21 protein-coding genes are annotated in these 23,815 nt (G+C 50.4%); 6 read left to right on the top strand and 15 right to left on the bottom strand.

Annotation, left to right across the window (positions count from 1 at the left end):
• Window positions 1–179: 179 nt before the first annotated feature.
• The 4 genes from JYB63_RS15450 to JYB63_RS15435 are packed head-to-tail and all read left to right on the top strand — an operon-like array spanning window position 180 to window position 6,154.
• Entirely contained in the window at window positions 180–2,081 is a 1,902-nt protein-coding gene (locus JYB63_RS15450) for an ABC transporter ATP-binding protein (protein WP_205658795.1), read from the top strand.
• Window positions 2,081–3,970 carry an ABC transporter substrate-binding protein gene (locus tag JYB63_RS15445; protein WP_205658794.1) on the top strand — a complete coding sequence of 630 codons (1,890 nt, stop codon included), beginning with the start codon at window positions 2,081–2,083 and terminating at the stop codon, window positions 3,968–3,970. Before JYB63_RS15450 ends, JYB63_RS15445 begins: the two co-directional genes overlap by 1 nt.
• 40 nt (window positions 3,971–4,010) lie before the next feature.
• Window positions 4,011–5,009 (top strand): ABC transporter permease, encoded by a 999-nt coding sequence (locus JYB63_RS15440; RefSeq protein WP_205658793.1) that lies wholly within the window; start codon window positions 4,011–4,013, stop codon window positions 5,007–5,009.
• Complete coding sequence (locus JYB63_RS15435; protein ID WP_205658792.1) at window positions 5,006–6,154, top strand: ABC transporter permease; 1,149 nt, start codon at window positions 5,006–5,008, stop codon at window positions 6,152–6,154. Before JYB63_RS15440 ends, JYB63_RS15435 begins: the two co-directional genes overlap by 4 nt.
• Before the next feature lie 64 nt (window positions 6,155–6,218).
• Here JYB63_RS15435 and JYB63_RS15430 read toward each other — a convergent pair whose 3' ends face one another.
• The gene (locus JYB63_RS15430; protein ID WP_205658791.1) at window positions 6,219–7,385 is read right to left on the bottom strand and encodes a nucleotide sugar dehydrogenase; all 1,167 of its coding nucleotides are present in this window, start codon (window positions 7,383–7,385) and stop codon (window positions 6,219–6,221) included.
• A 178-nt stretch (window positions 7,386–7,563) separates the two neighbouring features.
• Between JYB63_RS15430 and mnmC the strand changes: the two genes are divergently transcribed.
• The gene (gene mnmC / locus JYB63_RS15425; protein WP_205658790.1) at window positions 7,564–9,537 is read left to right on the top strand and encodes a bifunctional tRNA (5-methylaminomethyl-2-thiouridine)(34)-methyltransferase MnmC2/FAD-dependent 5-carboxymethylaminomethyl-2-thiouridine(34) oxidoreductase MnmC1; all 1,974 of its coding nucleotides are present in this window, start codon (window positions 7,564–7,566) and stop codon (window positions 9,535–9,537) included.
• Window positions 9,538–9,677: 140 nt separating this feature from the next.
• Window positions 9,678–10,247 carry a CBS domain-containing protein gene (locus tag JYB63_RS15420; protein ID WP_205658789.1) on the top strand — a complete coding sequence of 190 codons (570 nt, stop codon included), beginning with the start codon at window positions 9,678–9,680 and terminating at the stop codon, window positions 10,245–10,247.
• Between the two features lie 20 nt (window positions 10,248–10,267).
• Here the strand turns inward: JYB63_RS15420 and JYB63_RS15415 are convergent, their stop codons facing one another.
• The 14 genes from JYB63_RS15415 to JYB63_RS15350 all read right to left on the bottom strand — a co-directional run bounded on the left by JYB63_RS15415 (window position 10,268) and on the right by JYB63_RS15350 (window position 23,778).
• Window positions 10,268–10,909 (bottom strand): DUF4126 domain-containing protein, encoded by a 642-nt coding sequence (locus JYB63_RS15415; RefSeq protein ID WP_205658788.1) that lies wholly within the window; start codon window positions 10,907–10,909, stop codon window positions 10,268–10,270.
• 17 nt (window positions 10,910–10,926) lie between these two features.
• Window positions 10,927–11,139 carry a YheU family protein gene (locus JYB63_RS15410; RefSeq protein WP_205658787.1) on the bottom strand — a complete coding sequence of 71 codons (213 nt, stop codon included), beginning with the start codon at window positions 11,137–11,139 and terminating at the stop codon, window positions 10,927–10,929.
• Complete coding sequence (ligA, locus tag JYB63_RS15405) at window positions 11,140–13,164, bottom strand: NAD-dependent DNA ligase LigA (protein WP_205658786.1); 2,025 nt, start codon at window positions 13,162–13,164, stop codon at window positions 11,140–11,142.
• Window positions 13,165–13,202: 38 nt separating this feature from the next.
• Window positions 13,203–15,317, bottom strand: coding sequence for a cell division protein ZipA (zipA, locus tag JYB63_RS15400; protein ID WP_205658785.1), 2,115 nt, complete (start codon window positions 15,315–15,317; stop codon window positions 13,203–13,205).
• A gap of 223 nt (window positions 15,318–15,540) precedes the next feature.
• Window positions 15,541–16,797, bottom strand: a complete 1,257-nt coding sequence (ccmI, locus tag JYB63_RS15395) for a c-type cytochrome biogenesis protein CcmI (RefSeq protein ID WP_205658784.1) — start codon at window positions 16,795–16,797, stop codon at window positions 15,541–15,543.
• Window positions 16,794–17,276, bottom strand: coding sequence for a cytochrome c-type biogenesis protein (locus tag JYB63_RS15390; RefSeq protein ID WP_205658783.1), 483 nt, complete (start codon window positions 17,274–17,276; stop codon window positions 16,794–16,796). The genes ccmI and JYB63_RS15390 overlap by 4 nt, the downstream gene beginning before the upstream one ends.
• A gap of 2 nt (window positions 17,277–17,278) precedes the next feature.
• Window positions 17,279–17,809 (bottom strand): DsbE family thiol:disulfide interchange protein, encoded by a 531-nt coding sequence (locus JYB63_RS15385; protein WP_205658782.1) that lies wholly within the window; start codon window positions 17,807–17,809, stop codon window positions 17,279–17,281.
• A gap of 22 nt (window positions 17,810–17,831) precedes the next feature.
• Window positions 17,832–19,796, bottom strand: a complete 1,965-nt coding sequence (locus JYB63_RS15380) for a heme lyase CcmF/NrfE family subunit (protein WP_205658781.1) — start codon at window positions 19,794–19,796, stop codon at window positions 17,832–17,834.
• A complete protein-coding gene (gene ccmE, locus JYB63_RS15375; protein ID WP_205658780.1) occupies window positions 19,793–20,260 on the bottom strand; it encodes a cytochrome c maturation protein CcmE in 468 nt (155 codons plus the stop codon). The genes JYB63_RS15380 and ccmE overlap by 4 nt, the downstream gene beginning before the upstream one ends.
• Window positions 20,257–20,451 (bottom strand): heme exporter protein CcmD, encoded by a 195-nt coding sequence (gene ccmD, locus JYB63_RS15370; RefSeq protein WP_431193908.1) that lies wholly within the window; start codon window positions 20,449–20,451, stop codon window positions 20,257–20,259. The genes ccmE and ccmD overlap by 4 nt, the downstream gene beginning before the upstream one ends.
• Window positions 20,452–20,499: 48 nt before the next feature.
• Window positions 20,500–21,261: a heme ABC transporter permease gene (locus JYB63_RS15365; RefSeq protein WP_205658779.1), complete on the bottom strand. Its 762-nt coding sequence runs from the start codon at window positions 21,259–21,261 to the stop codon at window positions 20,500–20,502.
• Between the two features lie 43 nt (window positions 21,262–21,304).
• Entirely contained in the window at window positions 21,305–21,994 is a 690-nt protein-coding gene (ccmB, locus tag JYB63_RS15360; protein ID WP_243432012.1) for a heme exporter protein CcmB, read from the bottom strand.
• 79 nt (window positions 21,995–22,073) lie between these two features.
• Window positions 22,074–22,721, bottom strand: a complete 648-nt coding sequence (gene ccmA, locus JYB63_RS15355; RefSeq protein WP_205658778.1) for a cytochrome c biogenesis heme-transporting ATPase CcmA — start codon at window positions 22,719–22,721, stop codon at window positions 22,074–22,076.
• 790 nt (window positions 22,722–23,511) lie between these two features.
• Window positions 23,512–23,778 carry a hypothetical protein gene (locus JYB63_RS15350; protein WP_205658777.1) on the bottom strand — a complete coding sequence of 89 codons (267 nt, stop codon included), beginning with the start codon at window positions 23,776–23,778 and terminating at the stop codon, window positions 23,512–23,514.
• Between the last annotated feature and the right edge of the window lie 37 nt (window positions 23,779–23,815).

Here is a 23,815-nt window from a genome sequence, read left to right as displayed (position 1 = left end):
GAGGTAAATTCCAATTATGACATCTATTCTAGTGACTGTGTTACCTGACTGACAGCTTAAAAATATTCCGCTTTGTTATAAATAGGCTCCGGAGCAGCCTTTACAGTGCACTCCAAAGACTGTCATTATCGAAGAACTATTTTTTCTTATCCTTAGGTCGCAGGGTGGAACCTTAACGAATGTACGCCGAACAACAGAGTATACAGGACCAGGCAACCGATCAGCCTTTACTGGAAATTCAGAATCTCGCCGTCAGCTTTATGGTACACGGCAGTGAAATACCGGCGGTTAAGGATGTCAGCTTCACGATCCCTAAAGGTAAGACAGTCGCCATTGTCGGAGAATCCGGCTCCGGAAAATCTGTAACCTCCCAGGCCATTCTTGGCATACTGCCGAGCAACGGACGGATCAGTAATGGCAGTATTCAGTACCACTGCAAGCCTAAAAACAAACCTGCCCAAGTTGTTGATATTGCTACTCTGGCGCCCACCAGCCATGCAATGAGGGACCTGCGCGGCGACGAAATAAGTATTATTTTCCAGGAGCCCATGGTCTCCCTGTCGCCAGTACATACCCTGCTGGACCAGATCGGCGAAGCACTGAAACTCCATAAACAGGTCAGTAAAAGTGAAGTCCGGGATGCGGTACTCAGCATGCTGGAAAAAACCGGCTTTCCTGACCCGGAAAAAGCACTGAACCAGTATCCTTTTGAACTATCTGGCGGTTTAAGACAGCGGGCAATGATCTCAATGGCCCTGATCTGCCAGCCTGCACTCCTCATTGCTGACGAACCCACCACCGCACTGGATGTAACCGTTCAGGCGCAGATTCTTCAGTTAATAAAGTCCCTGCAGGCCGAATTCGGCATGTCGGTATTACTCATTACCCACGATCTGGGGGTCGTGGCTAACATGGCGGATGAAGTGGTGGTGATGTTTCACGGTGAAGTGGTTGAACGGGGACCGATTGAAGCCCTGTTTAACAACCCTCAGCACCCTTATCTGAAAGCACTGTTTGCCGCCATTCCAACCTTCGACATGGCGGATAATGCCCGCCTGACGTCCCTAAGACCGGTCGAGCTGGACAGCCATTACTTACAACAACAACGCAAACCCTGGAGCCAACAGGAACGGGAACATGCTCCTCACCTCAGTATTCAGCAACTGGGAAAAGATTATTACACCCGCCACGGTAGCTGGCACGGTTCAAATGCCGTAATTCATGCGGTCAGGGATTTCAATCTGGATATACCGGTCGGTGAAAGCTTCGGATTGGTAGGTGAAAGTGGCTGTGGCAAAACGACCCTGAGTAAAATGCTCATGCGGGCAATTTCTCCCACTCAGGGGAACATTGTTTATAACGACAGAGGCACATCCCGTCATCTGCTGGAACTGGATGATCCGGCACTGCGTAATTTTCGGCAAAAGATGCAGTTTGTCTTTCAGGACCCTTTTAGCTCACTCAGCCCGCGTATGACAGTGCTGGACATACTCTGCGAACCTTTTGTCATTCATGGCATCGGTGATGCTGCGTTCCATAAACAGCGCGCCAAAGAGCTGATGGCACTGGTTGGGCTTGATGCACGCTTCCTGAACCGTTATCCGCACAGTTTCTCCGGCGGCCAGCGACAAAGGATCAGTATTGCCCGGGCACTGGCTTTACAGCCTGACCTTTTGATCCTTGATGAGCCGGTATCCGCCCTGGATGTATCTGTACAGGCACAAATCCTTAATTTACTCAAAGACTTACAGCGCGACCTTGATCTGACCTACCTGTTTATCTCTCATAACCTCGCTGTGGTAGACTATATAGCAGACAGAATAGGTGTTATGTGTCGTGGCCAGTTGGTTGAAATAGCTCCCCGTCACAGCTTGTTCCAAAACCCACAACACCCCTATACTCATGCATTATTAGCAGCAATTCCTTACCCCGAACTGGAGCGGCCGCTAGATTATAGCCAGCTCGACCGTCGTCATATGGAACCGACACACTGGCCTCGCCCTTATCGCCTGAGCGAAGACGATGCCGGAATTCTGAAAGAAGTTGGTGACCAACACTTTGTCAGAGAGGCGACGCTGTAATGTTCCATAAATATCTTACCTCCATACTGTTAATCACAGGCTGCATGGCAAGCCCGGTATTTGCTCAGCAACAACCAATCCCTTACTTCGCCAAACAGCTAGCAAGCGGCACACTCCCGCCAATGGCTGAACGTTTACCGGAGTCACCGGCAAAACCCTCTTTTTTCGATAAAGAAACCGGCCAGTACGGCGGTAAGATCCGTATGCTGATGGCAAAAGCCAAAGATATCCGCCTGATGGTTGCTTTCGGCTACTCCCGACTGGTGGGCTACGATGATCAGTTACAGCTTAAAGCCGATATCCTGAAAAAAGTAGAAATCGAAGAAGGCCGGATTTTTACCTTACATCTGCGCCCGGGGATGCGCTGGTCTGACGGCACGCCTTTCACATCAGAAGACTTCCGGTTTTACTGGGAAGACATCGCCACCAACGAAACCCTGTCACCGTTTGGCCCGGCTAAAGACCTGCTGTCCCAGAAAGAAAAACCGGTATTCGAAGTTATAGATGAATACACTGTCAAATATTCATGGAACACCCCTAACCCGTACTTTTTACCGGCGCTGGCTGGTCCCCGACCGCTGTTTATCTACATGCCTGCTCATTACATGAAACAGTTCCATGCAGATTATCAGACACCGGAAAAACTCACTCAGTTAACTGAAGAAGCGCATAAACGGAACTGGCGGGGCCTCTTTGTCAGCAAAGGCCGGCAATACAAACTGACCAACCCTGACCTGCCAAGTCTGCAGCCCTGGGTAAATACAACCCGCCCGCCTGCAGAGCGATTTATCTTCAAGCGGAACCCTTATTTCCACCGGGTTGACCCGAACGGACAGCAACTGCCCTATATCGATGAAGTTGAAATTAACCTGGCCTCCGCCGGGCTGATTCCGGCGAAAGCCGGCTCCGGTGAAGTCGACCTTCAGGCCCGTTACTTACGATTGGATAACTACACCTTCCTCAAAGAAGGAGAAGAAAACGGCAATTACCAGGTAAATCTGTGGGAAACAGGTCGTGGTGCCCAGATAGCCCTGTATCCCAATATGAATGCTAAAGACCCTGAGTGGCGTAAACTGATGCAGGATGTCCGTTTCCGCCGTGCCCTGTCTATGGCGGTAAACCGTAATGAGATCAATCAGGTGGTCTATTTTGGTCTGGCTAAAGATATGGCCAATACGGTGCTTCCGAGCTGCCCGTTATTTAAAACTGAATACGCGACCGCCTGGAGTGATTTCAATACCGATGCAGCCAACCGTTTACTGGATGACATAGGACTGACAAAGCGTGATGCCCGGGGCATTCGTCTGCTACCGGACGGTAATCCGATGGAAATTCTAGTGCAGACTGCTGGCGAGAGCACAGAAGAAACCGACGTACTCTCACTGGTTGAAGACAGCTGGAAACGGATCGGTGTACAGATGTACGTTAAGCCTACCCAGCGGGAAGTCTTGCGTAACCGGGTATTCTCCGGTGAAGCCATTATGTCTGCCTGGTACGGACTGCCTAACGGTGTGCCAGTAGCCAGCATGAGCCCTTCACAAATGGCCCCCACCCGTCAGGATCAGTATCAGTGGCCTCAGTGGGGACGCTATTACGAAACAGGCAAAGGGAAACCTTCAAAGATGCCAGAAGTGCAGGAGCTGGTATCCCTGAACAATGACTGGGGGATGGCATCATCAGAAGAAGAACAGGCCCGGATCTGGAACCGAATGCTGGAGATACACGCCGATCAGGTATTTTCCATCGGTTTGGTCAGCGGTGTATTACAACCAATGGTTGTGAATGAGAACCTGATGAATGTTCCCGAAAACGCATTCTATAACTGGGACCCGGGTGCTTATTTTGGCATTCATAATATGGCCGGATTTTTCTATAAGGATCCTGAATGAACCACCTATCACATTTATTTAATCAGCTGGTAACGGACGTATGCTGAAGTATCTGCTTAAACGCTTTCTGGTTATGATCCCTACGCTGATCGTCATCAGCGCTCTGGTGTTTATCATCATTCAGCTGCCACCCGGTGATTATCTGGAAAGCCATATCGCCGAGCTGGAAAGCCAGGGCGAAAGTATTGATCCTCAGAAAATTGAATTTCTGCGACATGAATACGGTCTGGATAAGCCCCTCTGGGAGCAGTACCTGGTCTGGATTACCGGCTTTGTGCAGGGCGATCTGGGCTACTCCTTTGAATACAACCTGCCGGTAGCGGAAGTCATTGGCGATAAAATGTGGCTCACCATTATCGTCTCGTTCTTTACCATCCTCGTGACCTGGCTGATTGCGTTTCCTATCGGCATGTATTCTGCCACGCACCCGTACAGCTGGAGTGACTACAGCCTGACACTGGTCGGCTTTTTAGGTTTAGCCACCCCTAACTTCCTGCTGGCGCTGGTTATGCTCTATCTGGCTAACCGCTATTTCGGTACATCTATAGGCGGCCTGATGGATCCGGAATTCATGGATCAGGACTGGAGCTGGGCCAAAGTAAAATCTGTTCTGGAGCACTTATGGATTCCGGTACTGGTCATCGGTACATCCGGCACTGCGGGCATGATCCGCCGTTTACGGGCCAACCTGATGGATGAATTACGGAAACCTTACGTTGTCACCGGCCGCGCCAAAGGCCTAGGGGAAACCCGGCTGCTGGTTAAGTACCCGCTGCGCCTCTCGATGAACTTTTTCATTGCCGATATTGGCAGCTTATTGCCGAGCATTATTTCCGGCGCGGAGGTTGTGGCCGTGGTGCTTTCCCTGCCGACGACCGGGCCGATTTTGCTTGCAGCCCTGCAAAGTCAGGACATGTATCTTGCCGGTTCCTTCCTGATGTTCCTGGCCGCGCTGACCGTAGTTGGCGTCCTGATATCAGATATATTGCTCGCCATGCTTGATCCCCGAATCCGCTTACAGGGAGGTGTGCAGCGATGAGTCAGCACTGGGTAAGCGACAAACCTTTTGATCCCCACGCCACCAGCGCACTGAGCCCTGAACAGGAAAAATTCTTCCTGGCATCACAATGGAAACTCATCTGGTGGAAATTCAAACGCCACCGTATTGCCATGCTCTCGGCAGTGTTTTTAATCATCACTTACGGGGTGGCTTTTTTCGCGGAATTCTTTGCGCCGTACGCACTGGATACTCGGCATACCGATAAAATCTATTCTCCCCCTCAGTCAGTTTACTGGTTTGATGAAGGCAAGTTTGTCGGCCCTTATGTGTATGGCTGGTCATACCAGCTCAATATGGACAAACTAATCCGGGAGTATTCAGAAGACCGGACAGAAAAATACCCGGTGCAATTCTTCTGCGAAGGTGATGATTACGAACTCTGGGGCATGTTCAGCGGCAACACCCACCTGATGTGCGTTGACGCTCCCGGCAGCCTGTATCTGCTGGGTACCGATCGGCTGGGGCACGATATGCTCTCACGTATTATCTACGGTGCCCGGATCTCTCTGACAATCGGCCTGATCGGCATCATACTCAGCTTTGTATTGGGTCTGACCTTTGGCGGACTGGCTGGATTTTATGGTGGCTGGATAGACAGCAGTGTACAGCGGGTTACTGAAATCATCCGGTCATTCCCGGAGCTTCCTTTGTGGATGGCCCTTTCAGCCCTGCTTCCGCTTAACTGGAGCCCGTTATGGATCTTTTTCGGTATCACCCTGATACTGGCGATGCTCGACTGGACGGGTCTTGCGAGGGCCGTACGCTCTAAAATCCTTGCACTGCGGGAAGAGGATTATACGACGGCGGCAATCCTCATGGGTGCCAAGCCTTCACGTATCATTACCCGGCATATGTTGCCAAGCTTCTTCAGTCACCTGGTAGCCTCCGCCTCACTATCGATTCCGGCGATGATTTTGGGTGAAACAGCGCTCTCCTTCCTGGGGCTCGGTTTACGGCCGCCTATTACCAGTTGGGGTGTTTTACTAAACGAAGCACAAAACATAAATAACGTAGCCGTATACCCATGGCTGATGCTGCCCGTTGTACCGGTTATTCTGGTCATTCTGGCTTTTAACTTTATGGGTGACGGACTTAGAGATGCAGCAGATCCGTATCGCAACTGAAATAACACGAATCAAAAAAGGCCTCGTAAGAGGCCTTTTTTAATGTTCAAATCCGAGCTATCAGTTAATCACTGCCAAACAAATCGCGAGTGTAGACCTTATCCGAAATATCAGTGATATCGTCAGATAAACGGTTTGCCACCACGACATCAGAAATACGCTTAAATTCGTCAAGATCTCTGATTACCCGGGAATTAAAAAAGGTTTCATCCTCCAGTGTTGGCTCATACACCACCACTTCAATCCCTTTCGCTTTAATCCGCTTCATGATGCCCTGAATCGCCGAAGCCCGGAAATTATCAGAACCGGACTTCATCACCAAACGATAAATACCAACAATGCCGGGGGCACGGGAAATGATAGAATCAGCTACGAAATCTTTACGGGTGGTATTCGCATCAACAATCGCCCGAATAATATTGCTCGGGACGTCTTTAAAGTTCGCCAGCAATTGCTTGGTATCCTTTGGCAAACAGTAACCACCATAACCGAAAGACGGGTTGTTATAGTGATCGCCAATCCGGGGATCAAGCCCCACCCCCTGAATAATCTGTTCACTGTTCAGGCCATGACTTTCAGCATAAGAATCCAGTTCATTAAAGTACGCAACCCGCATTGCCAGATAGGTGTTCGAAAATAACTTAACCGCCTCCGCCTCAGTGGAATCGGTAAACAATACATCAATATTGTCTTTACGGGCGCCGGCTTGCAGCAGGGCAGCAAACGTTTCAGCCCGGGCTGAACGCTCCCCAACAATGATCCGTGAAGGATAGAGATTATCGTACAAAGCCTTCCCTTCACGCAGAAACTCAGGAGAGAACATCAGTTGCTCACAGCCGAGCTCTTCTTTCAGTCGGGTGGTAAACCCCACCGGCACAGTTGACTTAATAACCATTACTGCATCTGGATTTATTGTCATCACATCACGGACAACACTCTCAACCGAACTGGTATTAAAATAGTTAGTCTCTGGATCATAATCCGTCGGCGTGGCGATGATGACGAAATCCGCCCCTTCATAAGCAGCCTGTTTATCCATCGTAGCCGAGAAGTTCAGACGATCATCCTGCAAAAAAGACTCGATCTCGGTATCAACAATCGGTGCCCTGCGATTATTCAGCGACTCAACCCGCCCGGCAACAATATCCAGCGCAACCACTTCATTATGCTGCGCCAACAGCAACGCATTCGATAAACCCACATAACCGGTTCCAGCTACAGCAATTTTCATACACTCACATCCTGATCACGAAATCCGTTTCTGTTTATCGCGGCGTTTTACAGAGAAAAAACATCCTGACAGATGTCATCAAAAAGCAATCTTCCTAACGCCAGTACAACTTCTTCGAGGCGGAAAATGGTACCATAGTTTCCCCGATTTAATCCGACTTCCCTACAGATATCCTGACATGAGCCAACAAACCTCCTGCCCAAACGCACAACTGCGGTGGTGTAATAATCAGCCATTTTCAACCCAGTATGAAGATGTCTATTTCAACAGCGAAAACGGGCTGGAAGAAACAGATTATGTATTCCTACAGGGGAATAGTCTTACAGAACGGTTCCAGACATCCGCCGGGAAAAACTTCGTCATTGCTGAAACCGGCTTTGGCAGCGGCATGAACTTTCTCAGCACCTGGAAGCTTTGGCAGGAACATGCCCCTGAAAATGCCCGGCTACATTACATCAGCGCCGAACGATTCCCTTTCAGCAAAGAAGACCTTCAGAAAGCAATGCAAACCTGGCCGGAGTTTCAGCCATTTCTGTTGGAACTGATCCAGCAGTACCCGCCATTAATGTCAGGTTTCCACCGTCTCAGTTTCCCTGACAGCCGTATAACACTCACGCTGATGTTTGGTGACGCCACCAACATGTATTCGCAGTTAACGGCCAGGATAGATGCATGGTTTCTGGATGGATTTGCCCCGTCAAAAAATGCCGATATGTGGCATGAAGATTTATTCCGGACGATGGCGACACTCAGTCACTCCGAAACAACATTTGCGACCTTCACTTCTGCAAGCAAGGTACGCAAAGGCCTTCAGGCAGCAGGTTTTGAAATCAGAAAAATTCCGGGATTTGGCCCTAAACGGGAAATACTTACCGGCCAGTTCAGCAGCACACAACCTGTTAATACTGGCACTCCATGGCTAACACTCCCTCTTCCACCTGCTCACCAAAAACACGCCATTATCATTGGTGCCGGACTGGCCGGAGCCTGCACAGCCTGGAGCCTTGTACAAAGAGGCTGGAAAGTTGAGGTGATTGATCAGCATCCGGCCGCCGCTCAGGCCGGCTCAGGTAATCATCAGGGGGCGCTGTATGCCAAACTGCCAGCAAAACCAATCAGTAGCAGCCAGTTGCACCTGCAAGGATTTCTGCATGCCCTAAACTTCCTGCAAAGCAATATTCCGGCAGAAGGTATATGGAACCAATGCGGCATGCTCCAACTGGCTACCACAGATAAAGAAAAGCTACGCCAGGAAGCCCTGGTAAAAGAAAACCAGTATCCGGAAGCCCTCATCCATGCGGTAGAGTCCTCCCAGGCCAGTAAAATTGCAGGCCAGAACACCCCGCATTCTGGCCTTTATATTCCGGATGCAGGCTGGGTAAGCCCGGTCAGACTCTGTAACTACTTACTGCAACACCCTGATATTCACTGCAGGTTTAATACCCGGGTAGACAAAATCAGCCGCACCGGTGATAACTGGCACCTATACGACAATAATGATCAGTTGATCGCATCATCAGCCATCGTAGTTGTTGCCGGGGCCAGTGAAACCAAACGCTTTGAACAACTCAGCCATCTGCCGGTAAAGCCTATTCGCGGACAGGTCAGCCTGAAACAGGCTACTTCTGAAGCCCCCGTTCTGAATACAGTCATTTGTGGAGAAGGTTACATTTCCCCACCACTGGATAATCAGTGGTGCTTCGGAGCAAGCTTTGACGTCAAAACACCCAGTGATGAAATTCGCGCAGAAGATCACCAGAGTAACTTTAAAAAACTTCAGGATGTATTACCGGAACTGGCAGAACACTTCGCGACTCAAACGGAGAGTCCCCTTGGTCGCGTAAGCCACCGGTGTGCTTCAGCAGATTATCTGCCGATAATCGGTGCGGCCCCGGACTATAATGCTTTTATCAGCGACTTCGACAGATTGCGAAAAGACAGCAAATGGCAATTTGACTGCCAGGCAAAATACCATCCGGGGCTCTATGTAAACCTGGCACATGGCTCTAAAGGATTGATCACAGCACCTCTGGGTGGCGAACTTTTAGCAGACATACTCAATATGACACCTATACCACTGGAAAAAAATTTGATAAATGTTATGAATCCGGCCCGTTTTATCATTAAGAATTTGAAAAAAGGGACGATATAGAGGTATACATATAAGTAAATAAACTAACGGATCTGCATATGGCACTTGTCATTTACGATCAAGGGTATCGCATACAGACACCTGTCAGATCGAACTTTCCACCCACAGGAGTGGAACAACTTACAAACCTGTCGCACTCGATGGAGACTGCAACACAGGCAGATCATGAGCGTGATCTGGCTGCTGCTGTACAACATAAAGAACCACAACAGGGTAATACACGGGCACGGCAGAAAGCAGCTAACATCTACCAACAGGCCCGCAGCAGTAACCCCGCAGATGCGGAGCCGCGCAGCTATATCCCCGCAGCGATGATCATGTCACAGCCGGTGCAAAGCGTTCTTTCCGGAAGCCCGATTCGCTCAGCGCTGTTCAAAATGCAGCAACTGCGAATAGACCACCTGATCGTTCTTTCGGGCCAGGGTTTACTTCTGGGAGTCGTAACCAAAACACTGCTTATGCAGGCACTCAGCAAAGCATCCCTGATGGGTAAGGATTTGGAAGACAGTATCGATGGCTGCTACGACACCAAGGTCGTCACAGCTACACCGGAAACTAATATACGGCAACTGGCCGTAAGTTGTGTGGATCAGAAACTGACCTGCATTCCGATCGTCAGCGAAGAAGGGGATATAAAAGGAATTGTTACCCGTACAGACTTACTGCAGTCACTGATCAATAATGAATGGCTAGACAGCCGGGGGTTATAAACCCCGGCATGACACAACCGCTATTTAATTTTTAACACCGGATCAGATGCCTGCTGGTTGCTGACCTTATCCGGAAAAAACCAGCGAAAGATTTTCTTAATTCCCGACCAGATTCGTGGCAACAACCACACCGCAAACAAAATAAAGACAACCAGCGCTATCAGGAAGAAAACAGGCTGCGAAAGCGCAGTCCACAAGCCGGCAATCACCAGTACATCTTCTGACAATGAAGCAAGCCAGTTAGACACCGGTTCAGGAGAAGTATTGATCAGCACTCTGCTGCCAGCTTTAAGCGTATGACTCGTCGCAGCCATCGTACCACCCACCAGACCTGCAGCCAGCATAGCAGCACCGTTAACCTCTCCCATTGCACCCGCAGCCAGAACCGCACCGGCGGGTATTCTGATAAAGGTATGCAGGGTATCCCAACCGGTATCTACACCGGGGACTTTATCGGCAAAAAACTCCACGCAATACATGAAGCCGGCTGCGATCAGCACCATAGGATCAGACAGTAGCTCGAGACCGGGAGGCAAGGCCATGTGTCCCATATTAGACATCAGCCCCAGCATCAGAATAGCCGCGTAAAGATTAATTCCGCTGGCCCAGCCAACTCCCATACTCAACGCTATCAGCGTTATAACCTGGTCAAGCTGTTCCATAAGCACCTCGCAAAATTTCAGAGAGTGTTACGGTAAACTATATTACAAAGGCCTGTATTCTGACTGAATAGGATGACCACCTCACCGCTGTTAAGCTTAGCTTCCACCTGAGCAACACGGTCACTGAGACCCACTTCAGTCTCGCCATAATCGGTACCATCCCGCGTGACAAACTCTTCAATAAGGTTCAGCAATGTATCTCTGGCAAGCTGATCGTGGGGAATGATCATTTAGCCTTCCAGTTCTTCAAGCCGTGCTAACAACTGAGATTCATCAAGCACTTCAATACCCAGCGCTTCGGCCTTTTCAAGCTTTGAACCGGCAGCCGCACCGGCGACCACATAGCTGGTCTTTTTTGACACACTGCCAGCAACTTTAGCCCCCAGATTCTGCAGCCGCTGCTTAGCCTCATTCCGGGTTAACTGCTCCAGAGTGCCAGTAAGTACCCAGGTCTGCCCTTCCAGAGGTACTGCTTGCTCACTGATTTCGATATCAGCCCAGCTAACACCCGCTTCCCGCAACGCCTGAATCACTTCCAGATTATGCGGTTGACGGAAGAAACTCAGAATATAACGTGCAACTACCGGCCCGACATCAGGCGCTTGCTGCAGTATTTCTTCATCTGCCGCCTGAACAGCTTCAAGACTTCCAAAATGCATCGCCAGCGTACGTGCGGTTGCTTCGCCTACTTCCCGAATACCCAGTGCATAAATAAAACGGGGCAACTCAGTCTGCTTACTGACTTCAATACTGTTAAGCACATTGCTGGCAGACTTATCACCCATGCGCTCCATTTTCGAAAGCTGGAGGTGTTTGAGATGATATAAATCAGCCGGGCTGTGAACCAACTCGCGTTCAACCAGCGCATCAATCAGTTTTTCCCCCAGGCCATCAATATCCATCGCCTTACGGGAAATATAGTGTTTCAGCGCTTCTTTACGCTGTGCAGCGCAGCTAAGCCCTCCCGAACAACGGGCTACGGCTTCATCTTCAAGACGGATAACAGCAGAGTCGCAGACCGGACAGTTTTGCGGCATAACAACCGGCTCGGTACCTTCCGGACGGCGCTCAGCAACCACACTGACAATTTGTGGGATAACATCACCGGCACGACGGATAACAACACTGTCGCCGGCACGCACGCCCAGCCGCTCAACCTCATCCATATTATGCAAAGTTGCATTACTGACGGTTACACCGCCAACAAACACCGGCTCAAGACGTGCTACTGGTGTCACAGCCCCGGTCCGGCCAACCTGAAATTCAATTGCCTTTACTACTGTCAGCTCTTCCTGAGCCGGGAATTTATGCGCGATAGCCCAGCGCGGTGCCCGGGATACGAAGCCCAGTCGTTGCTGTGTTCGCAATGGATTTACTTTAAAAACAATGCCGTCTATATCATAAGGAAGCACATCACGACGGGCAGAGAGGGCCGCATAATACTCAAGACACCCCTCAACCCCTTTAACCGCTCGCATTTCCGGATTGATTTTTAATCCCCAGCCCGATAACTGCTGCAATACACCGGTATGGGTATCGGCCAACTCACCTTCCACAACCCCCACACTGTAACAACACATTTCCAGAGGACGCGAAGCCGTTATTCTGGAATCCAGCTGCCTGAGGCTGCCAGCTGCCGCATTACGGGGATTCACAAACGGCTTTTCTCCCCGGCTCAGCGCCAAATCATTCAGCTTATCAAAGCCCGCTTTAGGCATATAAATCTCGCCCCGAACTTCCAGACGACGCGGATAGCCCTCTCCCAGCAAACGTAACGGAATGCTGTTGATTGTTCTGACGTTCTGGGTAATATCCTCGCCAGTTGAACCATCGCCACGAGTTGCACCTCGAATCAGCTTGCCATCTTCATATAAAAGGCTCACAGCGATGCCGTCTAACTTAGGCTCGCAAGCATATTCCAGCTCTACATCAGGCTGATCAAGACGATCCTTCAGACGCTTATCAAAGGCCCGCATATCATCCGCATCAAAAGCGTTATCCAGAGACAACATCGGCATTTCATGACTGATCTGGCCAAAGCTGTTTAATGGAACATCCCCTACCCGCTGTGTTGGCGAATCATCAGTCACCAACTCAGGGTGTTCAGCTTCAAGCGCCTTCAGCTGTTGAAATAACCGGTCATATTCGGCATCCGGAACCGTAGGGGCATCCAGCACATAATACTGATAATTATGATGACGTAACTGTGCCCGCAGATGCTCTATCATCTGGCTTGCAGAGGTATCCTGACTCATGAGATTTCCGATGGATCTGATTAGGACCCCAGCTGCGATTACAGCTGAGGTTTAAGTTTACGCATTTCAAAATCACGAATGCGTTCGCGGTAGTGTTCTTTTGTCTGAGTTCTCATACTGGAGCGATTTTCATCCAGGAGCTCACCACCCAGGTTTTTAGCAACAGCCTCAGCCGTGCCCAGCATACATTCATATGCGTTCATCACGTCCCGGGGCTCTTCCATAGACATAAAGAAGGTAACACCACGGGTATCCAGGCTTTCCATATTATCGATATCGAAAATACCTGGCTCCATGGCATTCGTCATACTGAACTGAATAGCGCCCTGATCAATTCCATCTTCATAGCGGTTGAAGATCTGCATTTCACCAAAATGCATACCGCACGCCTTAACGATTTGCAGCAGATTACGTCCGTTAAAGCCTTGCTCTTCCCGGGTAACAACAGAAATAACCAGTACCTTATCCGCATCAGGAACAGATTGTTTAGAACGTTTCTGAGGCGCTGGCTCAGAAGGAGCGACGACAGGCGCAGAAGGTTCAGTTACCGACGCCTGCTCAGGCTCTAGCTCTTCAGAGGTGAATGATGTATCAGATGCTGTAGCCGTATCCATCAACGGATCAGTGAACATCGGCTCAGGCTCGATATCAGTAAACGTCGGTTCCTGTCGCTGAGGAGCATCGTGTTCCGCTGCAGGCTCCGAGAGATTTTCACCGATCAGCGGCGCATGACTGATTTCTTCCTCAGCCGGCTCATCTTCAACAGCACTGAATCTTGAAACAGGCGCGGCAGGTTCTACAGGAGCAGGCTCAGAAGGGATTACTGGTTCAGAGAAATCATCAACCTCTCCAAGATCCATTGTTGCCTGTTGAGGACCGGTATCATGAGACCCATGATGGCCAAATAACTCAGTGATCGGCTTTTCAAAGTCCAGACCATTATCCTGATCGTCTTCTTCAACCACCTCAGTCAGCCGTGGCGAAATAAACTCTTCAGCCCCCTGACTCAGGTCATCATCCAAATCATCATACTGATACGGCTCAGATACAGCAGCCTCAGGCACTGTATCTAAATCAACATCAGAAATACCAGCGATCTCTTCAGGCGGCTGTTCAAATGTATAAACAGCCTCTATGTCTGCATCAGCAGCGGGCTGAGCAATATCGACAGTGGCAGGCACCTCTGGAATATCATTTCGGGCCTGATCGTTCTCGTAATCAACAGGTACAGAATCGCTGACAACCCTTACATCAGAAAGACCATCATAATCTGACAATCCATCATCTACTTCGCCAAGAGGTTCAAACAGAGGATCACGCTCAGCAAAGTCATTCGCATCAAAAGCAGGCTGCTCTTCAACAGAATCACGGTGAGCGCCAGTTTCAAAAACAGGCTGGCTGCTTTCAGAGTCAGCAGAAGACTCACTTCCGAAGGCTACGCTGACCTGCTCATCACTTAACTCTTGCTCCGTCGCAGTAAAAGACAAAGACTCTTCCGCTCGAACGTGCTCTTCCTCGGCAAACGGTGCGACGATTTCCTCATCAGTCAGCTCCTGAGGCACAGGCTCTTCAGACGTTTCATACTCCGTTGCGTAACGAACTTCACCAAGACTGTCAAAGCTAACATCAGCGTCCTGCGGCATATCAGTAAAAGCCAGCTGTGGCTCCTCTGTGGAATGGTCAGGCTCTGTAACAATTCGAGGGGCAGAGAGATTATCATCATCAAACACAGGCTGATCCTGTGTGGTTCTTTCTGCAGTAAACGGCTCTGGCTGAGCGACAACAGCTTCCGCTATGATCTCGCTATCTACTTCAGACTTAACTTCAGAAGCGAGTTCTCCTGGCTGTACAGAAGTTTCTTCTGCCGTTATTTCTTCTGAGGGCTCAGGGGGTAATTCAGATTCAACCTCACTGGCCAGGGAGACAGGTGACTGACCTACCGCGCGTTCAGCAGTGTCATCGTCAATAACGCGAAAGCCGCCATTAGGCAGCTCAGGGTTATGGGATTCTTCGGGAAGATCAACAAGACTCTTGTCGATCTGCATGCGCAATGTATTTCGATTGCTGCGCATACGTCGCCATCCGTCGATGATGATTAATGCGATGATAACCACACCGCCAATAATCAGCCATTCACGTAAACTTAGCTCCATCAAAGAACCTGACCCTTAGCAAAAACAATAGACTGTATAAACTGTATCTATTTTATGATTGAGCACAGACACCTGCAACACAACTTATCCCCAGATAAGTGTTTGTTTCACAAAAACAGATGTAAAACCCCGCTTTCTGTGTGACCCGTTTTTTTAATTGATGTTCCGGGCCAAATATCATGCCGAATCCAAATACTCGGATCCGGCATACACAACTCAGGGATTACTCAACAATCTGATCGATAGACAGGTCTAATATATCAACTTGTTGCTGAACAGCAACAGGAGAAATGGTTCCGGTCAGATCACCGGCCTGAGGCCGCAGCTCACCACTGGAAGAAACCCGGGCAATAATCTCAACTTCATCCACTGAAGAAAGTGTCATTTGTGGCTGCATCGCCAGACTGTCATCCAGAATGACATTCGCCGGTAAGTCCGCAACGGTCAAACGTACAGCAGCCAGCGGCACCCGCCCACCGACAGGCCGGGCAAAAATAAATACCGGGCTGTCCGGGCTAACGGTCTGAGCAATCTCAGGCTTAATTGAAACATTGATGCTCAGAGACGCATTTTTCAGCTCCGGCAGTTCAGGTACGCTTTCGCCCTGTTCAATTAGCGCCTGACGGGCTGACTCAATGCCGCTGCGCAACGACTCCTGCTGAACGGGTTCCGCATTGTCATATGCACGACGCCAGAAACCCAGCGCTTCACGGAACTGTCCATTTTCATAAGCATCAATGCCCAGTAAGCCCAGTGCGGTTACTTCATAAGGCTCACGGACCAGAATATCATCAAGCAGAGCACGAATGTCTTCATTCAAACGGTTGTTATTGGCCAGATACAATGCCTGGGCATATTGCCCCTGAACACCGGCATACTGAGGCGCGTCTTCCGGCAGTAGCTCCAGCACCTTCTCGAAACTGCGGGAGGCATCTTCATAACGCTGCATATTCATATAACTGTTCGCTAACAGGAACCAGCCTTCCGGCTTATCAGGTTCATTCTGCAGACGGGCTTCAAGCTCCGCAATAGCTTCATCCATGCTTGGGGTCTGGCCATTAAACGGGTCTACCTCCCCGTTCATTACCGCTCTGACATCATCAATCCGGCCATACTCACCATAAATAGCAATGGCAGACACAGGTATCAGCACCGCTAGTAATACAACGGTCACAAGTGTCTGAGCACTCAGTTTCAGAGGCTTACCGTTCAGTGCTTCAAGATCTGCCACATCATTTAGCAGGTTTTTCTCAAGCTCAAGCTTCAGGCCGGCATGATCATCATCTGAAAGATTCCCGGCGTCACGTTCAGCATCCAGTTCTGCTACGCGTTCTTTATAAATTTCTACGTTCTGAGCCTGACGGTCAACGGCATCATTTTGCGGTTGACTGAGCATCCGGCGGGCCCGGAAATAAGGTAACAGAACAAAACACATTGCCAGCGCTGATAACGCAGCAATACCTAACCAAAAACTCGTCATGCGTCTTTATCCTGATCCTGTTTTAAAAGCGCATCCAGGCGCTGCTGTTCCTGAGCTGATAAACCGTCTTTTTCAGCGGGCTTTCCGGCTGTTTTTTTACGCCTTGTGAGCGCGATCACGACCACTATACCGATGATAAAAAGGCCGGCAGGTGCGTACCAGAGCAAATATGTCTGGCTGGAAACCCGCGGACGGTAAAGCACAAACTCACCGTAACGGGTCACCATGAAATCAACAATTGCAGTATCACTGGCACCACTGTCCAGCATACGGTAAAGCTCATCACGAAGATCTTTAGCAATCGGCGAATTAGAATCAGCAATATTCTGGTTCTGACATTTCGGACAACGTAACTCAGCACTCAGAGCCTGGAAACGTTCCCGGGTGAGGTCATCTTTAAACTCATAGGTATCAATAGCCGCATAGCCGGACTGGCTAATAAGCACTAACAAACCTATAAAGCATGCACGCAGGGTCATTATCATGAGCCGCCCTCCAATGCCTTCATTTTAGCTTTCAGTGTCTGCCAGACCCGTTCGTTCACTTCACCGATATGCTTATAGCGGATAATCCCCTCAGCATCGATAAGGTAGGTCTCCGGCGCACCATACACCCCAAGGTCCAGACCTAACCGACCATTAGGATCAAAAACATTCTTCGCATATGGATCAAGATACTTATCCAGCCAGACCTGAGCTTTCTCGCGGTCATCCTTATAGTTGATGCCGTAGATCGTTACCCCTTCATCACGGGCAATACGGTTCAGCTGCGAATGCTCCTGCTTACAGGTAGGACACCAGGTTGCCCAGACATTAATCAGTGCAGGACCGGTAAAGTCAGCAGCGGACATCATCTGATTCTCATCGTATAACGACGTGAGTGAAAACTCAGGAACAGGCTTGCCCAGTAACGGTGAAGGAATTGTGGTTGTATCCTGTCCAATTCCCCGCCAGAGGAAAATGGCCAGTCCAACAAAAATCAACAGCGGCAGTAAAACTAAAATGCGGCGCATCACAGAATCCTATTAATTGTCTTCAGGCAGCCTGCCGGCGAGCCAGTTCACGTTTTGCCTGTCGGCTGTAGCGCTTATCAACAGCAGCCAGAATACCGCCGAAGGCCATCAGCAAACCGCCCAGCCACAACCAGCGGACAAAAGGCTTATATTGCACACGCACAGCCCAGGCACCACCTTCGAGGGGCTCACCCAAAGCCACGTAAAGATCCCGGGTAAAACCAGGGTCAATAGCCGCTTCAGTCATCACGTTACCGCGGGCATTGTATAAACGTTTTTCAGGCAACAGTTCCGTATACGGCTCACCATCCAGCAGAATCCGGATTACCCCCTGGTCGGAACGGTAATTCGGCCCCTGAACCTTACGGGCACCGTCAAAAATAAATTCATACTGACCAAATGTAATCCGGTCACCCGGCGCCATACGCAAATCCCTTTCTTCATTATAGATAGAGACCATCACAGCACCGACAATCGTTACCGCCACACCGACGTGAGCCAGCATCATGCCGACATAGCTACGGGAGAAGCCGCGCATGCCTTTCCACAAACCGGATTTGGCTGAAGCCCGCTTGTACATATCCTGCAGGCCGGTAAATGCCAGCCAGAAAACCAGCACCATTATTCCGACAACCTGGAAGTTGAATTCACCGGCATACAACCACTGGGAAACCACACCGGCAACAATACTCAGCACCGCCGGCTTCCATAACTGTCGGGCCAGCAAATCAACACTGGTCTGGCGCCAGCGCGCCATAATACCAATGCCAAGGAAGCCAACCATCAGCAGAACCAGAGGAATAAACAGGGCATTAAAGTACGGAGGCCCTACAGAAATCTTACCCCAGCCCAGCGCATCGACAATCAGCGGATAAATAGTCCCCAGCAACACTGTCATGGTGGCAATCACCAGCAGAATGTTATTGATCAGCAACAGGGTTTCGCGGGATACCAGGCTGAAGCTGGACTCACTTTTCACATGCGCCGCTTTCCAGGCATACAGCACCAGAGAACCGCCCACAGAAATGGCCAGCAAGACCAGAATGAAATAACCACGGGCCGGATCTGATGCAAACGCGTGTACTGAAGTCAGTACCCCGGAACGCACCAGGAAGGTACCCAGCAGGCTTAAGGAGAACGCGAAGATCGCCAGCAATACGGTCCAGCTCTTAAATACGCCCCGCTTTTCAGTCACTGCAAGGGAATGTACCAGCGCAGTGCCTATCAGCCATGGCATAAAGGAAGCATTTTCAACCGGATCCCAGAACCACCAGCCGCCCCAGCCAAGCTCGTAGTATGCCCACCAGCTTCCAAGGCCAATCCCCAGTGTCAGGAATGCCCATGCAATGTTCGTCCACGGACGTGACCAGCGGGCCCAGGCAGCATCTAACTGACCGCTCAGCAGCGCCGCGATCGCAAACGCAAATGCCACAGAGAAACCCACATAGCCCATATACAGTAATGGAGGGTGAATAATCAGACCGATATCCTGAAGCAGCGGGTTAAGATCCCCCCCTTCCTGTGGAAATACCGGTAAATGCCGGTCAAATGGATTTGATGTAAGAATAATGAACAGCAGGAAGCCCACACCGATCATCCCCATAACCGACAGAACCCGGGCAACAATTGCCGGTGGCAGGTTATCACTGCGAACGGCAACAGCAAGGGTCCAGCCGCCCAGAATCACAATCCATAACAGCAGCGAACCTTCATGGCCGCCCCAGATTGCACTTATCTTGTAATAAATCGGCAGCGCTGTGTTGGAGTTACTCGCCACATAAACCACCGAGAAGTCATCTGCGACGAATGCATATCCAAGACACAGTAAAGCAATAAACAGAAACAGGAACTTAGCCGTCGCTAGTGGGCGTGCATAAGACATCCACAGAGGGTTATTTGTTTCAGCACCAACCAGCGGAATAAATGCCAGCAAAAAGCTCAGGCACAGAGATAAAATCAGTGCATACTGTCCAAATTCAGGAATCATTCTGCGTAAGCCTCTTGTGCACGTAACTGCTCAGGCATCTTTCCAGCCTTTTCCAGTGCTTCGGCCACTTCCGGTGGCATATAGTTTTCATCATGCTTGGCAAGTACTTCCACAGCAATCAGCTGGCCGGCCTCATTCAGCTCACCCTGAGCAACAATGCCCTGCCCCTCACGGAACAGATCAGGAAGAATACCGTCATAAACAACATTCACCGTGCTGACATAATCAGTCAGACCAAACTCTACCCGCAGACTTTCCGGGTCACGCTTTACACTGCCGTCAACAACCATGCCGCCCGCACGGATACGGGTTTCAACAGGCGCTTTCCCCGCCGCAATATCTGCCGGGGAATAAAACAGATTAATATTCTGGCTCAGCGCGTACATTACCAGGCCAACAGCCACTGCTGCGCCGATTACAATAGATAAAACGATATACAATCGCTGTTTACGCTTAGGGGTCATATTTGGCTTTGCTCCCGGCGCAGACGTCGTGCCTGCTCTTTATGAATCTGTTTTTTGGTACGCAGCGGCGCCATAAGATTGAGCGCCACAACAACCAGGGCAATGGCATAACTCAGCCAGACATACAGTCCGTGACCACCCATTGCCAGAAAATCAGTAAAACTCTCGAAACCCACAACCACCTCACTCACACTGGCCTGCTCGTTTGGCCTGTGCTCTTTCTAATAGTTCCGGTAAATTTAACGAAATTGCGTCTGGATCAGTTCCCGTACCCAGCCACTGCGACGCTCACGGCTGACAATTTCATTGCGCAACCGCAACATCATTGCCACCGCGAAGAAACAGTAGAATCCAATCACCATAATCAGCAGCGGCATCCACATTTCAACAGGCATCGCCGGTTTTTCAGTCAATGTGAAGGTTGCCGGCTGATGCAATGTATTCCACCACTCAACCGAATACTTGATGATTGGGATGTTCACCAGACCAACCAAAGATAAAACCGCGGTCGATTGTGCAGCAGTCGTCTGATTCTCAATCGCAGAGTTCAGTGCCATCACACCGAAATACAGGAACAACAGAATAAGCATAGAAGTCAGCCGGGCATCCCAGACCCACCATGCTCCCCAGGTAGGCTTACCCCAGATAGCACCTGTAGCCAGGGCCAGCACTGCAATCGAAGCACCGATAGGCGCACAGCACTTGGCGACCATATCTGCGACTTTCATTTTCCAGATCAGCCCAACAGCACCGGCAATAGCCATCAGCATATAACAGGACTGAGCCAGAATGGCGGAAGGAACATGAATATAAATAATGCGGAAGCTGTTACCCTGCTGGTAATCAGCCGGTGCAAACGCCAGCGCCCAGGCAGTACCGCCCAGTAACAGCAATACAGCTGCCCAGGCAAACAAGGGTAACAGTTTGCCGGTAATGTCATAACACCATCGGGGAGAAGCCAACTGGTAGAACCACCGCGGCATCCACTTTTTCTCTGCCATATTACAACTACTTAACTGTTAAACAGTCTGTTAATAAAGCCAGTTAACTACTGGCACTGATTCTTAGCGCGGCGGCAATAGCAAACGGCGCCAGCACCAGCCCTAATACTAAAATTGCCCCCAGCAATGCTAGGAAACCGGCGATCGGCAATCCGGTAATCGCTGCCTGAGCAGCACCGGTGCCAAAAATCAGAACCGGAATATACAGTGGAAGTACCAGTAATGAAATCAGCACTCCCCCTTTTCGCAATCCTACAGTTAGCGCCGCCCCTATCGCACCGATCAGACTCAGCGTGGGCGTACCCAGCAACAGGCTGGCCATCAGCCCCCACATGCCTTCAGCCGGAAGAAACAGCATAACGGCCAGCAAGGGTGACAACAGTGTCAGCGCCAGCCCGGTCATCATCCAGTGAGCAAAAACCTTGGCCAGCACGACCATAAACAGCGGCTGCGGGCTTAACAGCGTCTGCTCCAGCGTGCCGTCTTCAAAATCTGAACGAAACAACCCGTCCAGAGATAACAGCGTTGCTAGCAAAGCAGCTACCCAGATAACCCCAGGAGCAACTTCAGCCAGAAAGGTTGGCTCAGGGCTGACACCCAGCGGAAACAAGCTCGCAACCATCAGAAAAAAGATCAGCGGATTAACCAGATCACTTTTCCGGCGGAAGGATAATAACAGATCCCGCTTCAGCACACCCCAAAAGAACATTTCACCTGTTCTGCCTTCAGTCATACATCCGACTCCTGTCTTTCAACAAGAGTTCCGGGGGCACGTCTGAACATCCCGACCACTTGCCTAAGGTGCACACTCATTATACTACTCCCCCGGCACAAGCTAATTGATCGAGATTAATTTTTCTAAGGGTTCCGGCCATCGCCAGTTCATGATGGGTTGTCAGAATAACCATGCCGCCACTGGCTGCATGATCAGCAATCAGCGCTTCGAGCGTTGCTACACCCTGCTTATCGATTGCAGTAAAAGGTTCATCAAGAATCCATACCGGAGCCGTACTCAGATACAGACGGGCAAGGCTCACCCGACGGTTCTGTCCGGCGGAGAGAGTATGACAAGGCACATCTTCAAAACCATGCAGGCCTACCTGCTGTAAGGCCCAGTCGAGCTTATCCACATTAATATGAGGCTGCATGGATGCATACCAGTGGAGGTTTTCTAACGGCGTCAGTAAGGCTTTCACCCCCGCCTGATGGCCAAAATACAGCAGATTCTGGCGATACTCATCGGCGCATTCAGACAGCAGCTGATCACCCCAGTAAATGTCCCCTTCATAATGATTAGACAGTCCGGTCAGCATTCGCAACAGGGTCGTTTTACCACTGCCGTTCTGCCCTTCTATACGGACAACGTCTCCGGCTGACACAGAAAAACTGAGGCCTTCGAACAGTACTCTTTCGTCCCGTTCACAAAACAGATTATCGACCCGAAGCGGTTCAACTGCCAATCTAAAAACCTCAGCTCAGCCTGAATTTCACAGACATTTTTTTCACGGTTAAAGCGGACAAAACCTATAATTTTTTCAGTATCCGCCGAAAGCAAGGCATTATATACAAAATAACTCAGTGAAGTGCACAGTTGCGGCAAAACTACTGCGCTACATCAAAGCTCCGTGAGGCAATCACATATGTTACCGCCTTCCAGTATTCAGAACTCAGCCAGCAATGCTGGCTCTCCGCGGACCACACAGGAACTGGCCCGCGCACTGACGGTGGATAAAGCAACCCCGGTAACAATCCGACAAGTATCAGTCAGCGCTTCACAAAGTAGCCAGCCCAACCAGCCCGCAGCCGCTACCCTGGTTATCCAGCTGGGCAACCAACAATACCAGCTGAAAACTCAACAACAGCCGGGGCAAACACTTACCGCTCAGGCACAAGCCCTTATAACCCGCACTGCCGACGGTAAACTGTTACTCGATTTCCTACAGCAGCCGGCTTCCAGAACACAGGCAAATACACAGACAGAGCAAAGCAGCAGGGCAAATCAGACACCCGTCCAGACAGCTGCTCAGACAACCAGCTCCGGCCCCGGAGCAGCTGCAACAAATCAACCGCAAAACCTGGCAACCCCACGTAACGCACCACTGCAGATAAACCTTGGACAGCCGCAACAGACACCACTGACTATCAACCGCCCAATTGCAGGCCAGTCAATACAGGTAATCCCACAAGCACCTTCTGGTACGGGCAGCGTACAGCCCGGTACAACTGCTTCCGGCAGTACGCCAGCATCCGTCACAGCGCCTGTACAAAATACCGCGCCCCCTGCCGGGCAGTCAGGCGCTCTGCAGACAACAAATCAACAGACAGCTCCGCCGCAACCTGCAGCAACAGGCAATACCGCGCCACAGCCCCAACAAGCTCAGCCAACCTCTGCAAATCAGCCCGCTGGCACACCAACACAGCCGGCTTCAACAGCGACCACTCAGCCATCTTCTGGTCAGCCCTCGACATCGACACAAACCAGCCAAACAGCATCAGCCGGCCAGCCAGCGGCAGCATCAGCTGTCAGTTCCGGTCAGCCTCAGCTTGCCTCCCA

Origin of the sequence: Aliamphritea spongicola (genome assembly GCF_017051665.1) — a bacterium.
Classification (GTDB): Bacteria; Pseudomonadota; Gammaproteobacteria; order Pseudomonadales; family Balneatricaceae; genus Amphritea; species Amphritea spongicola.
The sequence above is the reverse complement of the archived record's forward strand: the minus strand, read 5'-3'. Positions and strand labels throughout refer to the sequence as shown.

Excerpts from the sequence above, each read along its gene's own strand:
- JYB63_RS15450 (WP_205658795.1), top strand. The coding sequence starts at position 180 with ATGTACGCCGAACAACAGAGTATACAGGACCAGGCAACCGATCAGCCT.
- JYB63_RS15445 (WP_205658794.1), top strand. The coding sequence starts at position 2,081 with ATGTTCCATAAATATCTTACCTCCATACTGTTAATCACAGGCTGCATG.
- JYB63_RS15440 (WP_205658793.1), top strand. The coding sequence starts at position 4,011 with ATGCTGAAGTATCTGCTTAAACGCTTTCTGGTTATGATCCCTACGCTG.
- JYB63_RS15435 (WP_205658792.1), top strand. The coding sequence starts at position 5,006 with ATGAGTCAGCACTGGGTAAGCGACAAACCTTTTGATCCCCACGCCACC.
- JYB63_RS15430 (WP_205658791.1), bottom strand. The coding sequence starts at position 7,385 with ATGAAAATTGCTGTAGCTGGAACCGGTTATGTGGGTTTATCGAATGCG.
- mnmC (WP_205658790.1), top strand. The coding sequence starts at position 7,564 with ATGAGCCAACAAACCTCCTGCCCAAACGCACAACTGCGGTGGTGTAAT.
- JYB63_RS15420 (WP_205658789.1), top strand. The coding sequence starts at position 9,678 with ATGGAGACTGCAACACAGGCAGATCATGAGCGTGATCTGGCTGCTGCT.
- JYB63_RS15415 (WP_205658788.1), bottom strand. The coding sequence starts at position 10,909 with ATGGAACAGCTTGACCAGGTTATAACGCTGATAGCGTTGAGTATGGGA.
- JYB63_RS15410 (WP_205658787.1), bottom strand. The coding sequence starts at position 11,139 with ATGATCATTCCCCACGATCAGCTTGCCAGAGATACATTGCTGAACCTT.
- ligA (WP_205658786.1), bottom strand. The coding sequence starts at position 13,164 with ATGAGTCAGGATACCTCTGCAAGCCAGATGATAGAGCATCTGCGGGCA.
- zipA (WP_205658785.1), bottom strand. The coding sequence starts at position 15,317 with ATGGAGCTAAGTTTACGTGAATGGCTGATTATTGGCGGTGTGGTTATC.
- ccmI (WP_205658784.1), bottom strand. The coding sequence starts at position 16,797 with ATGACGAGTTTTTGGTTAGGTATTGCTGCGTTATCAGCGCTGGCAATG.
- JYB63_RS15390 (WP_205658783.1), bottom strand. The coding sequence starts at position 17,276 with ATGACCCTGCGTGCATGCTTTATAGGTTTGTTAGTGCTTATTAGCCAG.
- JYB63_RS15385 (WP_205658782.1), bottom strand. The coding sequence starts at position 17,809 with ATGCGCCGCATTTTAGTTTTACTGCCGCTGTTGATTTTTGTTGGACTG.
- JYB63_RS15380 (WP_205658781.1), bottom strand. The coding sequence starts at position 19,796 with ATGATTCCTGAATTTGGACAGTATGCACTGATTTTATCTCTGTGCCTG.
- ccmE (WP_205658780.1), bottom strand. The coding sequence starts at position 20,260 with ATGACCCCTAAGCGTAAACAGCGATTGTATATCGTTTTATCTATTGTA.
- JYB63_RS15365 (WP_205658779.1), bottom strand. The coding sequence starts at position 21,261 with ATGGCAGAGAAAAAGTGGATGCCGCGGTGGTTCTACCAGTTGGCTTCT.
- ccmB (WP_243432012.1), bottom strand. The coding sequence starts at position 21,994 with ATGACTGAAGGCAGAACAGGTGAAATGTTCTTTTGGGGTGTGCTGAAG.
- JYB63_RS15350 (WP_205658777.1), bottom strand. The coding sequence starts at position 23,778 with ATGCTGCCGCTGGCTGGCCGGCTGATGCTGTTTGGCTGGTTTGTGTCG.